Below are 12,963 nucleotides of genomic sequence, written 5' to 3' on the forward strand. Positions count from 1 at the left end.
AGGACCGCCCATGCCGCTCACCCGACTCGACCCCACCGCCGCCCTCGTCCTCGTCGACCTGCAGCAGGGCGTCGTCGGGAGCGCGCATCCGGACGTCCCCGCCGTCCTCGACACCGCCGTCGCCCTCGCCGACGCGTTCCGCTCCCGCGGGCTGCCCGTCGTGCTCGTGACCGTCATCGGCGGCGCACCGGGGCGCACCGACGCCGCGGCGGCGCGCACCGCTCCCCGGCATCGTCCGGAGGGCTGGGCCGACATCGCCCCCGCCCTCGACGGGTACGACGACATCCGGATCGCGAAGCGGACGTGGGGCGCCTTCCACGGCACCGGCCTCGACGAGGCGCTGCGCAGCCGCGGGGTCACCCAGGTCGTGATCGGCGGGGTGGCGACCAGCACGGGGGTCGAGTCCACCGCTCGCGCCGCCCACGAGCACGGCTATCACGTCGTCCTCGCCGTCGACGCGATGCTCGACCCCGACCGGGCCAGCCACGACCACAGCGTCACGACCGTCTTCCCGAGGCTCGGCGAGGTCACCACCGCGCACGACGTGATCGCCGCGCTCACGGCCTGACGCGCGCCGCTCGGTAGGGTCCGCGCGTGCCCTCCTCGCACGACCTGACCACCTTCGCTCCTCGCGCGAGCGACGCGGACCTGGACGAGCTGCGCCGTCGCCTCCGCGCCACCTCCTGGCCGGACGCGCCGGCCGGGCTGGGCTCGGCAGCGGGCGTCGACGTCGCGGAGCTGCGCGAGCTGGTCGCGTACTGGGCGGACGGCTTCGACTGGCGCGCGGCGGAGGCGCGGCTGAACTCGCTGCCCCGCTTCCGCACCGAGCTCGACGGGATCGGCATCCACCTCGTCCATGCCCGCGCGGCCGCAGGGTCGCCGTCGTCGATGCCGCTGCTGCTCGCGCACGGCTGGCCGGACTCGTTCTGGCGCTACTCGGAGGTCGTGCCCCTGCTGACCGACCCGGGAGCGCACGGCGCGGACCCCGCGGACGCCTTCGACGTCGTCGTGCCCGACATGCCGGGGTTCGGCTACTCCGACGCGGCGCCCCGGGATCTCGACTTCGCCGGGGTGGCCGGCCTCTGGGCGCGGCTGATGGAGCGGCTCGGCCACCACCGCTTCGGCGCGGCCGGCGGCGACCTGGGCAGCGATGTCGTGCGCTGGGTGGCGCTCGACCATCCCGAGCAGGTGGTCGCCGTGCACCGCACCGACGCGGTCTCGATGCCGGACTACGACCCGGCGGTGCTCGCGGAGGAGGAGCGCGCCTGGCTGCGGGGCCGCGAGCCGTGGGAGCGCGACGAGTCCGCGTACAGCGCGCTGCAGTCGACGAAGCCGCAGACGGCGGCGGTCGGGCTGACGGACTCGCCGGCCGGCCTCGCGGCCTGGATCGTCGAGAAGCTGACCTCGTGGAGCGATCACCGCCCCGACGGCAGCAGCCTGCTCGGACGCGACGCGATGCTCACGGACGTGACGATCTACTGGCTGACCGGGACGATCGGCTCCTCCATGCGGATGTACCGGGCCTGCGAGCAGATGCCCGAGTCCGAGTTCGCCCGCACCATCGAGGTCCCGACCGGCTACACGCTCTTCCCCGCCGACGTCGAGGCCCCTGCGCCGGACGCGTGGCTGCGCCGCACCACCACCGATCTCGTGTCCGTCAGCCGCCCCGACCGCGGCGGCCACTTCGCCCCGATGGAGGACCCGGAGCTGTACGCCCGCGAGATCCGCGACTTCTTCAGGCCCTTCCGCTCGACGTCGAGTCGGGGATGATCGGCGGGTGGCGGACCCGGTGCTCGTGCTGCTGAACGGCGTCCCGGGCAGCGGGAAGTCGACGCTCGCACGCGCGTGGACCCGGCGCCACGACGACCCCCTCGCGATGGCGCTGGACGTCGACGTCGTCCGCGGGATGCTCGGGCGATGGTCGGACGACGCGCTGCCGGCTGGGCGTGCCGCGCGGGCGATGGCGGTCGCCGCGATCGGCGTGCACCTCGGCGCCGGTCACGATGTGATCGTGCCGCAGTACCTCCGCCGCGCCGACTTCCTCGACGAGCTCGCCGACGCGGCGCACCGGGCGGGCGCGCGCTTCGTCGAGTGCGCGCTGGTGGTCGACGCGGCGGTGGCGGCCGAGCGGTTGCGGTCCCGCGCGGCCGGCTCCGCGGTCCCCGGCCCCGAGGGGCGGCTGGAGGAGCCGGTCGCGGCCGTGCACGAGGAGTTCGGGCGCTTCCTCGCCGGCAGGCCCGCCGCGATCGTCCTGCGCGATCCGTCGGTCGAGGAGCTCGACGGCGCGGTCGCGACCGCGCGGTCCGCCTCGAGCGGCTGAGGGTCGAGGCGACGGCCTAGGAGGTCTTCGGTGTGAAGCCCTTCGCGGCGGAGGCGTCCGTGACCGGCGCGACGTACAGGTTCTGCAGATCGGTGCTGCAGCCGTAGAGCCCGCTCGCCGGGCTGAAGAAGGCGTGGAAGCTGTGCGGCGGGTAGACGCGGTAGCCGTCGACCTCCTGCGCCCGGCACTTCGGATCGCCGCCGCTCGTCCCGTCGCCGTAGGCACCACCCGTCGCGTTGATGTACGGGTAGCTGAGCGCCGCGAGCGCGGTGGCGCCGGGCGCGATCATGATGGGTCGCTCGCCGGGCTGGAGCGCGCCCTGCTCCCGCGCCGCGCGCCCGACCTGCGTGCCGTTCCCGTCGCCGACCAGGCTGACGCCGGGCCAGCCCTCCAGCACGCACGGGCTGCTGCCGGTGTTGCGGAACACCACGTAGGAGAGGCGCTGGCCGGCGCCCGAGCCGGTCGGGTCGTTCTGCACCGAGACCGCGAGGTGCGCATCGGCGCACTGGCCCGCCGGCGCGTTCGGGTCCCGTCGCGGCGACGCCGAGGGGGAGGGGGACGCCGAGCCGGCCGTCGACGTCGGCGCCGCGCTCGTCGGGGAGGCGGTCGGGCCGGCGCTCGACGCCGAGGGACCGGTCGGGGGAGCGGTCGGGGTGCCCGGCGCGGCCGCGCCGCCCAAGGCGGTGCATCCCGTCAGCAGGATCCCGATCAGCACCGCGCCGATCGCTCCGGCTGTCGTGCTCCTGCGCATCGCTCCTCCGACGGCGCCCGCTCGATCGCGCCGTCGTTCACTCTGCGGAACGCCGTTGTGAGACGCCTCAGCCGCGTCGGTGGCGGAGGTCGGCCTTCCGTCGCTACGGTCCTGCCATGTCCCTCCGGCAGGTCCCGGCGCCGAGCGTGGCCGCCGGTGCGAAGGGGCCCGCGTCCTACTTCCCGAGCATCGAGCGCACCTACGGCCGCCCGATGCAGGACTGGCTCGACCTCGTCGTGGACCGTCTCGACGGGTACCGGCACATGGAGGTCGTGGCATTCCTCAAGTCCGAGCACGGCATGGGACACGGTCACGCGAACGCGGTGGTCGCCTACGTCCGGCAGCAGCTGTCCAACCAGGGGGCGCGGACCGACTGAGCGACTGCGCGGACCCGCGGGCAGCGGACCCGCCTCAGCGCGGACCGTTCTCAGCAGAGGGCGTTGGTGTCCGACAGATCCATGTCGGCGTAGTCCGACAGCGGAGCGTCGGTGATCCCGACGACCTCGTCGATCTGCAGCATCGGGTAGGTGCCGAGGGGCGTCCCGGCGCGGTCGGTGAGCTGCCACCAGCGTCGGCCGAAGCGGTGGCAGATGGCCCCGGCGTTGTCGTCGGCGGCGACCCGGTACAGCCGGGGCACGCCGTCCTGCTGCTCGATCACGACGCCGCGTGCGTGCTCCCGGGGCCCGCGGTCACGCGCGGGGATCGTCGCCGCCGCCGGCGAGGCGGTGACGACCGGCCGAGCCGACGTCGACGCCGACGGCTCGGGCGTCGCCACGACCGGGGCCGGGCTCGTGCAGGCGGTCAGCGCGAGCGGCAGGAGGGCGACGGCCACGACCGCGCTCTTCGCCCCGAGGCTGCGACGTCGCGCCACGAGCGGCTCCCTCCTGCGCGCCCGTCGTCGCGAGCGTGATGCGGCGGCTCGGCGGCAGGTGGCGTCGTCCACCGTCGCGCATCCGGCCCGCGCTCCGCAACAGGCGGCGCGACGCGTCTCAGAACTCGACAGTCGACCCGGCAAGCACCCCGGCCGTGTCCGCGTCTGCCTCCGCTCGGCGGGTCAGAGGTCGCCCTCCACGAACTGGGCGCGCCCGAGCCCGAAGGACCAGTCCTCAGGCGCGTTCGCCGACACCGCCACGATGAGGTCGGAGGTCGCGAGCCCGCAGCGCTCCTGCAGCCGCTGCGCGAGGGTCGAGTAGAGCGCGAGCTTCTGGTCCTGGTCCCGGCCCTGCTGCAGCACCTGGATCAGCACGAGGTCGCGGGTGCGGGGGATGCCGAGCCCGGTGTCCTCGCAGATCATGCGGCCGGGGCGGTGCTCGGTGATGACCTGGTAGCGGTCGCCCGCAGGGGCCGCGAAGACGTCCATCATCACGTCCTGCACGGTGTCGGCGAGGGTCCGCAGCTCCTCGTCGGTGCGTCCCTCGGTGAGGTCGATCCGAACCAGCGGCATGGTGCTCCTTCGTGCAGGCGGGTGAGGACTGCACGCTACGAACAGCAACCTGGATGCCAGCGCCCCGCGGGCCGGACGGACGTCGAGTCGGCGCTGTGTGCCGGCGGGGAGCCGGGGTCAGCGGTCCGCGGTCCTGTAGCGCTCGCGCAGCGACGCGAGCGCGTCGAGCGCCCGCGTCCGATCCTGGACGGGCACGAGCAGGTGGTCGTGGAAGGCGCCGGCGAGCACGTTGCAGCTGATGCCCTCCTCGGCGAGGGCGACGGAGACCGCGGCGGTGAGCCCGACCGCGGCGAGCGAGGAGTGCACGGTCAGTGTGAGCCAGGCGGCGACGAAGTCGTAGGCGACCTCCAGGCGGTCGGCGTCGACCTGTCGGAGCACGACGGTCGTCCCCTCGGGCTCCTCGACGGTCGCCGCGGCCGACGCGATCGCCGGATGGCCGGGACGCACGACCGCGTAGACGTACGGCTCCTCTCGGGCGATCACCTCCAGCTCGAGCAGCATCCGTTCGAGGTCGGTCGCGCCGGAGGGCATCGCCCCAGCCTCGCAGGCCCTCCGTCTCCCGGCTCGGCCGCAGGGCCGGGAGCGGACCGAGCGGATCCATCGGTGGCTCATAGGAAGGAGGCGTAGCACCCGGAGTCGGGTGCAGGCGCACCCGGGCACGAGAGGGAGGCGCTCATGGCGCGCAGGGTCGTGGTGGGCTGGGACGGGTCGGCGGCGGCGGCTTCGGCGCTCGACTGGGCGGTCCGGCGCTCGCCGGACGCCGAGCGGATCGAGGTCGTCGAGGTCGACGCCGGGCGGCACCGGGTCGAGCAGCGCCGCGACCCGGAGGAGGCGGCGGCGTCGGTCCGCCAGGAGCATCCCTGGCTCGAGGTGGAGGTGGTCCGGGAGCGCGGCGCCGTCGGCCGGGCGCTCGCCGCGAGGTCGTCGGCGGAGTGCCTGGTCGTGCTCGGCGGGCGGGGGAACGAGGAGCGCCGGCTCGGCCACCGCACCTCCACCGCGTACCGGGTGGTGCTCGGCGCCGACGGCCCGGTGGCGGTGATCCCGGCCGGCTACCGCAGCGGTCGGGACGTCGTCCTCGGGGTCGTCGACCGCGCGGACGCCCGCGTCGTCGCCCTCACCGCGGCGGCGGAGGCCGCCCGCCGCCACCAGCGGCTGATCGCCGTGCACGCGACGTCATCGATGCTGGGGCTCGCGGACCTCGTCGACGGGCAGGACCGCACGCGGGAGCACCAGGAGGCCGAGGCGCTCTTCGACGAAGTGCTCGCCCCGGTGCGCGACGCCCACCCGGACCTGCCCGTGGTGCGCCGCACGGTCCGCGGCCGCCCGTCGGACGTGCTGCTCGCCGCCTCGCGCAACGCCGCGCTGCTGGTGCTGGGGCGCGACGTCGAGCGGCCGCAGCGCGGACGCCCGGTGACCCACAGCAGCATGCTGCTGAGCCGGTCGCCCGTCATGGTGGTGCCGCCCGCGACCCGGCTCTGACGAGGGGCATCGGGCGCGGTCCCGCTCTGCCCAGTGGAGGGAGCAGGCGGGACGCCTAGGGTCCCGGGTCCATGACCGATGTGCACGAGATCGAGACCGTCGTGTTCGAGGGCGATGCTCCGGCGTCGATCTGGACCGGCGTCGCCGGGCTCTACGAGGAGGCGTTCGCGTCGCCGCCCTACCGCGAAGCGCGGGGCGAGCTCCGCGAGATCGCGCAATGGGGCCCGGCCATGCTGGCCGCTCCCGGAGGCCGCCTGACCGCGGCCGTGGTCGAGGACCAGGTGGCCGGGTTCGCCGTCTCGGAACGCCTCGACCAGGATCGGCCCTGGCAGGAGATGCTCGCGAGCACGGCCGGGCCGGAGGGCGGGCTCGTCCTGCCCCCGGAGTCGACCGTGATCCTGCAGGAGCTCGCGGTCGACGACGCCCATCGAGGGCGTGGCATCGCGCGGGCGCTCGTCGCCGCTCTGCTGAGGGACCGGGCCGAGGAGCACGTCGTCCTCAGCGTCTTCGAGCGCGCGTCCTCGGTCCACGCGATGTACCGGCGGTGGGGCTTCGACGAGTTCGGCACGGCTCCTGCCGAGGGCGGCGACGACACGATGCACCTCATGCACCACCGGCTGCCCTGGGCGCTCTGACACCGGGCGAGTCGGGGTCAGGCCGGCTCGGGTTCGAGGAACTCGAGCCGGTTGCCGAACGGGTCGCTCGCGTAGAAGCGGCGGTGGCCGGGGAAGTCGTCGTCCCACGTCACCGTGCGGCCGGCGCCCTCGAGCGCGGCGGCGAGCCCGACCAGGCCCTCGACGAGGATGCCGGGATGGGCCTTCCTGGCCGGCGCGAACGGGTCCTCGACCCCCAGGTGCAGCTCGAGCCCGCCGCGGCGGAACCAGCAGCCGCCGCGGGCGGCGAGCACGGGCGGCTTCTCCACCTCGGTCATCCCGAGCGCACCGGCGTAGAAGGCGCGCGCCTCCTCCTCCTCGCCCCGCGGCATGGCGAGCTGCACGTGGTGCAGGGCGATGGGCTCGAAGTCGTCGGTCGCGGCCATGCCGCCATGCTCGGGCATCCGCCCGGACACGGCCCCCGCAGGTCGTGGCCGTCAGGCGGGCAGGCCGATGGAGTACATCGAGCGGACCTCGCCGGGGGAGAGCGCGTACCGGTAGGCGGCCGCGTACTTGATGCTGCCGACGAAGGAGGCGTTGGTGGCGGTGCCGCCGGTCCACGACGAGCCGAGGCTGTCGTAGCCGATGCGCCAGTAGCCGGTGTTCGACTGCGCTGAGGTGTACGCGGTGTTTGCAGCGGCGAGCGCCCCGTCGACGTAGAGGGACATCCCCGTGTTCGGCGTGCCCGGGGTGAGCGTGGCGACGACCTGGTGCCAGAGCCCGTCGGCGTAGTCCCGCCCGGAGGGGCTCGTGATAATCTGATAGCCGTTCAAGTAGGTGCCGAACGAGAGCTGGCCCGTCGGCTGCAGGTAGACCTGCCGGTCGTAGATGCCGCTCGCGCCGGTCTGCTGGTTCCCGAGCCCGATGAGCCGCCCGCTCTTCGTCGAGGTCTTGAACCAGACGACCAGGCTGAAGGTCGTGGGGGATGCCCCGACCGTGTTGGTGGTGGTGACGTACTGGGGGGCGGAGGCCGTGCCCGCGGGGGCGTAGGCGACCTTCGGGGCGTCGTTCGGGCAGGCGGTCGGGGTGGCGGTGTCGGTCGAGTGCGTGCCCTGGTAGATCCCCGGGTTGCCCGCGGCGCTCGAGTCGGCGGCGCCCGTGGTGCCGGCGGCCTCCGTGAGCGTGTACTCGAAGTACGTGTTCGCCGCCTTCGTCCTGACCGCCGCGAAGACGTCCGAGCAGGTGAACTGCGTCGCGGCCTTCGCCGTGTCCGTCGTGTTCGTGATGGCCGCGGTGAAGGAGCCGGAGGTGCCGGGAGCCAGCAACGCAGCCGCCGCCACGGCGGCCGCGGCGAGGAGTCCGAGGCCGGCTCGTCGGCGGTCACGCATCGACGGCGTCCGGCTCGACGCGCTCGGCCCGGAGCAGCGTCCAGAGGGTCGGGGCGAGGCAGAGGAGGGCCAGCAGGAGCCAGCCGAGGAGGTCGAGGTGCGGGGCGGCAGTGAACCCGGCGTGGCCGTGCGCATCGCCCGGCAGGGTCAGGCGCCCGACCTGACCGGACACGAGGTCGATCGCGTGGGCGGGATCGCCCGCGGCCTGCAGGCGGATCGGCAGGACACCCGTCGACACGACGGTCGCCTCCACGCCGCCGGTGCACGAGCGCGCCTGCAGCAGCAGGTAGCCGACGAACGGCTTGTAGAACCAGAACGCGGCGCTCAGCACCAGCGAGCACCCGAGCATCCGCATCGAGGCGCGGCGGGACGGGTCGCGGAGGAGGAGCCCGAGCGCCCAGACGGCCGCGCACCCTCCGGCGACCGCCGGCGCGAGCCGCACGAGCCAGCCCGCCACCGGGACCAGCGCGACCGCCCGCGTCACGATCATGTCCGGGCGGACGATCCACGGGTCGTCCGTCCCGTTGATGTCGCCACGGGTCCGGTAGCCGTCGGCCTCCACCTGCACGATCCGGTGGGTGTAGGTCGAGTCGGATCCGGGCGGGTGGTAGGTGATGACCTCGCCGTCGCGCAGCGCCTGGCCCTCCTGCACGGGGAGGCCGATGACGAGGGTGCCGACGGGGGCGGCGCGGCCCATGGACGGCGACTCCACGACGAAGATCCGCGCCCCGGTGACGGCGATGGCGGCCGCGCACGCCGCCACCGCGACGAGCGCGACGGCGGCGAGGAGCCGCGTCGCGACGCGCGCCCGGCCGCCTCCTGGGCGCTCGGCGGTCGCCCCGCTCGGCCCGAGCCGTGGCTCGGCCAGGATGCCGGTCGCGTCCGCGGTGCTGGTCATGGTGGTCGGGGCGAGGTCCGGGAGCGGCCGGCCCGATTCGGGGCGGCCGCTCATCCCGGTCATGCGCCGGTGTAGGTCCAGACGAGCGGCTGCGAGACGGACTGCGCCTGGACGGTGTTGTCCGCGCTGCTCGACAGCTGCACGGAGAAGGTGAAGCGCACGTAGTCGGTGGAGCTGGTCGGCGGCACGCAGGTCGCGGAGGCGGCCTTGATGTCCTTGCTCGCACCGAGCGCGTTGAGCGCCACCGCGTTGTACAGCGTGACCGCCGTGCCGGCCGTGCCGCCGGTGACCGGGGCGCAGGTCAGGGTCAGCTGCAGCTGCCCGCAGAGGTCGCCGGTGCCGCTGCCGCTCTTCGTGCAGGTGCCCGGAGCCAGCGTGAAGCCGTTCACGGCAGTGGTCCCGGTGTTGTAGAGCCGCACGGTCGTGACGTTCGGTGCGCCGCCCGGCGTCAGCTGGTTCGTGGTCCCGCCGTACTTGTTGATGGTGCTGCAGGACGTGTACGCGTTGCCCGTCCCCGAGGTGGACAGGCACGACGTCGTGCCGGCGCTGTCGGTCTCCTGCATGATCAGCGATCCGGTGGCCGCGGTGTTGTTGCTGTTGGTGATGCTGGCGGTGAACGCCGACAGGGTCCCGGTCGCCGACAGCCCGAGCGTCGTGGACGCCACCAGGCTCGCAGCGATCGCCAGCGGGGCGAACCGCTTGCGGTGCAGGCGCGGTGTTGCAGGCATGTCGATCCTTCGAGACGTGATATCGGGACCGATCTGCCCCTCGTGTGAAGGTACTTCGATCGCCAAACAGATTGAACATCGAACGAACCCCCAGAAGGGGCTCCGATCCGGCGTGTCGAGGGCTCCGGCCGCCAGGCTGGTGCTTCTTGGAGCGCAGCGCTCTGAGCGCCCGCCGCCGATCAGGAGGACGACGTGACCTCGCAATCCGACCTCGCCCGGGCCGAAGCGGCCGTCGGGAGCGTGCTCGACGCGCTGCTCGACCTCGAGATCGCGGAGCGCCTGGCGGATGCCGATCTGGGTGGGCAGTTCGGGTTGAACCCGACGGAGCTCACCGCGCTGGCCATCCTGGGCCGCAGCGGCACGCAGCAGGTGATGCGTCTCGCCGGGCTGCTGCAGCTCACCGCCGGTTCGACGTCCACGCTCGTCACGCGGCTCGCCGACCGCGAGCTCATCTCCCGGCAGCGCAGCGACCAGGACCGGCGCAGCGTCGACATCACCCTGACCGAGGCCGGTGCAAGCGTCGTGCAGGCGATGGGCCTCCGCTACCGCAGCGCGGTCGAAGCCGCGCTCGCCGGTGCGACGACGGAGTGCCTCCTCGCCACGAGCGGGATCCTGCGCGCGGCCGCCGCCGAGCTCGGCAGGACGAGGGACGTCGAGGCGGAGCGCTCCGAGGCCTGACCGCTCGCCCTGCCCGGCGACGGCCGCCCGCGAGGCCTGCGAGGTGTCCGCTCGCCCGCTAGCGTGTGCGCCGTGAGCAGGCAGGAGTCGGGCGAGCTCGGCGACGGCGGAGGAACAAACGTGCGGGTCCCGCCCGCGCGTTCCTGACACCGCACCGCCCTGAGACCGGCGGTCCTCGACCGGTCTGCGGTGCTGCTGGGACGCGGAATCCGTTCCGTCCTGCTCAGGAGTGCTCGTGTCTGCCGTCTCTCCGGCGCTTCGGCGGCGCCATCGGTCCGTGTCGTTCTGCCTGTTCCTCGTGCTCGGCTTCCACGTCGGGGTGTGGGCCGTCCAGCTCGGTGCGCTCGCCGCGGCGCTGCGGCTCGATGCGGGCCGGCTCGGCGTCGCGCTGAGCGGTGCCGCGCTGGGCGGCATCCTCACCCTGTTCGTCGGCGGCCGGATCGCGGACCGGTTCGGTCGACGGGCGGTGCTGGTGATCGGCTTCGCGGTCACCGGCGGCGCGTTCCTCGGGCTCGCCGCCGCGCAGACCTTCGCGCAGGCGGTGGCGGCGGTGGTCGTCTACGGGCTCGCGATCAGCTTCATCGATCTCGGGGCGAACGCGGTCGGGTCGGACTTCGAGCACGCCCACCGGACGGACGCGTTGACGGGGCTGCAGGCCGGCTTCAGCCTCGGCGCGCTCACCGGCGCCCTGGCCGCCGCGGTCATGCTCGCCGTCGGCGTCGACCACCGGTGGATCTACGCGGGGCTCGCCCTCCTGTTCGTCGTCGCCGCGCTGGCGTCGTCGCGCCTTCCGCTGCCGGTCCAGCGGCCCGCTCAGCAGCGGGCGGCCGCGGAGGGGGACTCCCGGCCGGTGTGGCGGCTCCGCGGCGTGCTCTTCGCCGCGGTCGTGGTGCTGGTGGGCTTCCTCGGCGACGGGGTGCTGGAGGGCTTCCTCGCCGTCTTCCTGCGCCGCGCGCTCGACAGCGGGGTCCTGCTGAGCGGGGTCGGGATCGCGGTCTTCCACCTCGCGTCGTTCCTCGGCCGTTCGCTCGTGGCCCCGGCGCAGGACCGCCTGCCTCCTCGGCGGCTGATCCCCGCAGCCGGGGCGCTCGCGGCGGCGGGGATGGGCATCGCGCTGCTGTCACCGGTCGCCTGGGGGTCGATCGCGGGCATGCTCGTCGTCGGCTTCGCCGTCAGCCCGGTCGTGCCGACCGCGCTGTCCCTCGCGGGCCGAGCAGCGCCGGACCGAGCGGGTCAGGCCGTCGCCTTCACCACGGCGGTCGGCTACATCTCCTTCCTCATCGGACCCCTCGTCGTCGGAGGTCTCGCCGCCGCGACCGATCTCCGCGTGGGGCTGAGCGTCGTGGCGGCGACGAGCCTGACCCTCGCCCTCCTCGGCACCGGGTGGCCCCGGGAGGCCGGGCGCGACGGCGCTGCAGTCGGACCCGCCGCAGGAGCACCTCGTCGGCGGCGCCGTCAGACGTCGAGGTGACCGTCGCGGGCGTCGGCCGGGGAGGGCAGGTGCGCGGTGTCGAGGTCCTCCATGAGGTGGATGTCGGCGTAGGGGTTGCTCGTCAGGCGCCCCGCGTCGTCGAAGACGCGGACGGAGCGGCGGAGCCGACCCTCCGGCCAGTGGTGGTGACGGAAGGTGATGACGACCCGGGTCGAGGGCCACTCGTCCTCGATGTGGACCTCGGCGTCGTGCACCCCGCTGGCGAGCGGGAACTCCGTGCCGTCCTCCCCGCGCCAGTACGCGTTCGGATCACCGAACCAGCCCCGTGCCGCGGCGATCGCGTCCGCGATCTGCGCCGGGGTCAGGACGGTGGTTCGGCGCCACCGGCTGCCGGGTACGTCCGCGAGGTCGATGGTGCGGGCGGGGGCCGGCGGCATGCCCCAGGCGTGCGGGGTCCACCAGCACCGACGGGGCTCCACCGCCGGGCCGAGCCCGTCGGGGTGGTGGTCGAGGAATCGCAGCCGCGTCGGCAGGGGCTCGCCCACCGGGAGGGCGATCTCGCTGGTCCGGTAGTCGTAGGACGTGCCGCCGGAGCCGTCGTGCTCCGCGATCGGCGGGGTCGGGGCGACGAGGACGTGGACGAGGTCGCGCTCCTCGAACACGGCCAGCACGTGCCGGTCGACCCGCAGCTCGGAGGTCGTCCCGTCCGGGCGCACCGGCACGAGCAGGGTCGGGTCCTCCCAGTCCGGCGGCAGCGGATCGCCGCGGTAGGCGTCGTCGAGCTGCTGCTGCCGCGGCACCGTCGTCCAGAGGAGGCCGGTCGTCGCACCGATCGCGTTCCGGTCGCCGAGCCGGACGACGGAGACGGAGGCGTCGGGGCGCACCTGCACCGCGGGGGAGTCCCGATCGAGCAGGGCGTCCTCGTGGCTGTCGTCCATCAGCGCCACGGTGGCGGGCGGGTAGAAGACCCACGCGCTGTCCGGAGCCGGCAGCAGCACGGGCTCGGGCTCGACCGGGCCGACCGGCAGGTCGGGCCACGACGCGAAGGCGACGCGCCCATCCGGGTCTACCACCGCGGCGACCGGGCGGCCCTGGTCGACCACGATCTCCGTCCCGCCGACGACCACCGACGGGAACTCGTCCATCGCCTCCACCACGCCGCAAGTCTCTCGCCGCAGGTGCGGCGAGGACCGCCTCCTCGAGGAGCGTGCGAGGTGCTCGACCGGATCTGTGATCGGCTGCAACGTTTCGG

General features: G+C 74.2%; 17 protein-coding genes. 8 read left to right on the forward strand and 9 right to left on the reverse strand.

Annotated elements, in window-relative coordinates:
• The first annotated feature begins 10 nt into the window (after positions 1 to 10).
• The 3 genes from ACFSBI_RS12170 to ACFSBI_RS12180 are packed head-to-tail and all read left to right on the forward strand — an operon-like array spanning position 11 to position 2,320.
• Positions 11 to 568 (forward strand): isochorismatase family protein, encoded by a 558-nt coding sequence (locus ACFSBI_RS12170; protein WP_377935291.1) that lies wholly within the window; start codon positions 11 to 13, stop codon positions 566 to 568.
• Between the two features lie 26 nt (positions 569 to 594).
• Positions 595 to 1,770 carry an epoxide hydrolase family protein gene (locus tag ACFSBI_RS12175; protein ID WP_377935293.1) on the forward strand — a complete coding sequence of 392 codons (1,176 nt, stop codon included), beginning with the start codon at positions 595 to 597 and terminating at the stop codon, positions 1,768 to 1,770.
• Positions 1,771 to 1,777: 7 nt separating this feature from the next.
• Complete coding sequence (locus tag ACFSBI_RS12180) at positions 1,778 to 2,320, forward strand: P-loop nucleotide/nucleoside kinase family protein (RefSeq protein ID WP_377935294.1); 543 nt, start codon at positions 1,778 to 1,780, stop codon at positions 2,318 to 2,320.
• A 16-nt stretch (positions 2,321 to 2,336) separates the two neighbouring features.
• Here the strand turns inward: ACFSBI_RS12180 and ACFSBI_RS12185 are convergent, their stop codons facing one another.
• Positions 2,337 to 3,071: a DUF4232 domain-containing protein gene (locus tag ACFSBI_RS12185; protein WP_377935296.1), complete on the reverse strand. Its 735-nt coding sequence runs from the start codon at positions 3,069 to 3,071 to the stop codon at positions 2,337 to 2,339.
• A gap of 116 nt (positions 3,072 to 3,187) precedes the next feature.
• On the opposite strand from ACFSBI_RS12185, the gene ACFSBI_RS12190 reads away from it, so the two are divergent.
• Positions 3,188 to 3,448 (forward strand): DUF4287 domain-containing protein, encoded by a 261-nt coding sequence (locus ACFSBI_RS12190; RefSeq protein ID WP_377935298.1) that lies wholly within the window; start codon positions 3,188 to 3,190, stop codon positions 3,446 to 3,448.
• A 50-nt stretch (positions 3,449 to 3,498) separates the two neighbouring features.
• Here ACFSBI_RS12190 and ACFSBI_RS12195 read toward each other — a convergent pair whose 3' ends face one another.
• From ACFSBI_RS12195 to ACFSBI_RS12205, 3 genes are all read right to left on the reverse strand, one after another.
• Positions 3,499 to 3,942 carry a hypothetical protein gene (locus ACFSBI_RS12195; protein WP_377935300.1) on the reverse strand — a complete coding sequence of 148 codons (444 nt, stop codon included), beginning with the start codon at positions 3,940 to 3,942 and terminating at the stop codon, positions 3,499 to 3,501.
• 183 nt (positions 3,943 to 4,125) lie between these two features.
• Positions 4,126 to 4,515, reverse strand: a complete 390-nt coding sequence (locus tag ACFSBI_RS12200; protein WP_377935301.1) for a tautomerase family protein — start codon at positions 4,513 to 4,515, stop codon at positions 4,126 to 4,128.
• A 117-nt stretch (positions 4,516 to 4,632) separates the two neighbouring features.
• The gene (locus ACFSBI_RS12205; RefSeq protein ID WP_377935303.1) at positions 4,633 to 5,046 is read right to left on the reverse strand and encodes an ACT domain-containing protein; all 414 of its coding nucleotides are present in this window, start codon (positions 5,044 to 5,046) and stop codon (positions 4,633 to 4,635) included.
• Positions 5,047 to 5,190: 144 nt separating this feature from the next.
• On the opposite strand from ACFSBI_RS12205, the gene ACFSBI_RS12210 reads away from it, so the two are divergent.
• Both ACFSBI_RS12210 and ACFSBI_RS12215 read left to right on the forward strand, forming a co-directional pair.
• Positions 5,191 to 5,994: a universal stress protein gene (locus tag ACFSBI_RS12210; RefSeq protein WP_377935305.1), complete on the forward strand. Its 804-nt coding sequence runs from the start codon at positions 5,191 to 5,193 to the stop codon at positions 5,992 to 5,994.
• Between the two features lie 71 nt (positions 5,995 to 6,065).
• Complete coding sequence (locus ACFSBI_RS12215) at positions 6,066 to 6,629, forward strand: GNAT family N-acetyltransferase (protein ID WP_377935307.1); 564 nt, start codon at positions 6,066 to 6,068, stop codon at positions 6,627 to 6,629.
• 17 nt (positions 6,630 to 6,646) lie between these two features.
• Here the strand turns inward: ACFSBI_RS12215 and ACFSBI_RS12220 are convergent, their stop codons facing one another.
• Genes ACFSBI_RS12220 through ACFSBI_RS12235 form a run of 4 tightly spaced genes read right to left on the reverse strand, consistent with a single transcriptional unit; the run spans position 6,647 to position 9,601 of the window.
• Positions 6,647 to 7,033, reverse strand: a complete 387-nt coding sequence (locus tag ACFSBI_RS12220) for a VOC family protein (protein WP_377935309.1) — start codon at positions 7,031 to 7,033, stop codon at positions 6,647 to 6,649.
• A 51-nt stretch (positions 7,034 to 7,084) separates the two neighbouring features.
• Entirely contained in the window at positions 7,085 to 7,975 is an 891-nt protein-coding gene (locus ACFSBI_RS12225) for a LamG-like jellyroll fold domain-containing protein (RefSeq protein WP_377935311.1), read from the reverse strand.
• Complete coding sequence (locus tag ACFSBI_RS12230; protein ID WP_377935313.1) at positions 7,968 to 8,927, reverse strand: S26 family signal peptidase; 960 nt, start codon at positions 8,925 to 8,927, stop codon at positions 7,968 to 7,970. Before ACFSBI_RS12230 ends, ACFSBI_RS12225 begins: the two co-directional genes overlap by 8 nt.
• A 5-nt stretch (positions 8,928 to 8,932) precedes the next feature.
• A complete protein-coding gene (locus tag ACFSBI_RS12235; protein WP_377935315.1) occupies positions 8,933 to 9,601 on the reverse strand; it encodes a hypothetical protein in 669 nt (222 codons plus the stop codon).
• 192 nt (positions 9,602 to 9,793) lie between these two features.
• Between ACFSBI_RS12235 and ACFSBI_RS12240 the strand changes: the two genes are divergently transcribed.
• Both ACFSBI_RS12240 and ACFSBI_RS12245 read left to right on the forward strand, forming a co-directional pair.
• Positions 9,794 to 10,279, forward strand: a complete 486-nt coding sequence (locus ACFSBI_RS12240; protein WP_377935316.1) for a MarR family transcriptional regulator — start codon at positions 9,794 to 9,796, stop codon at positions 10,277 to 10,279.
• A gap of 277 nt (positions 10,280 to 10,556) precedes the next feature.
• Positions 10,557 to 11,750 carry an MFS transporter gene (locus tag ACFSBI_RS12245; protein ID WP_377935318.1) on the forward strand — a complete coding sequence of 398 codons (1,194 nt, stop codon included), beginning with the start codon at positions 10,557 to 10,559 and terminating at the stop codon, positions 11,748 to 11,750.
• Here the strand turns inward: ACFSBI_RS12245 and ACFSBI_RS12250 are convergent.
• Positions 11,735 to 12,868 (reverse strand): hypothetical protein, encoded by a 1,134-nt coding sequence (locus ACFSBI_RS12250; protein ID WP_377935320.1) that lies wholly within the window; start codon positions 12,866 to 12,868, stop codon positions 11,735 to 11,737. The two genes, ACFSBI_RS12245 and ACFSBI_RS12250, sit on opposite strands and share 16 nt — an antisense overlap.
• Positions 12,869 to 12,963 lie beyond the last annotated feature (95 nt).

This window comes from Amnibacterium endophyticum, assembly GCF_042680685.1.
GTDB lineage: Bacteria > Actinomycetota > Actinomycetes > Actinomycetales > Microbacteriaceae > Amnibacterium > Amnibacterium endophyticum.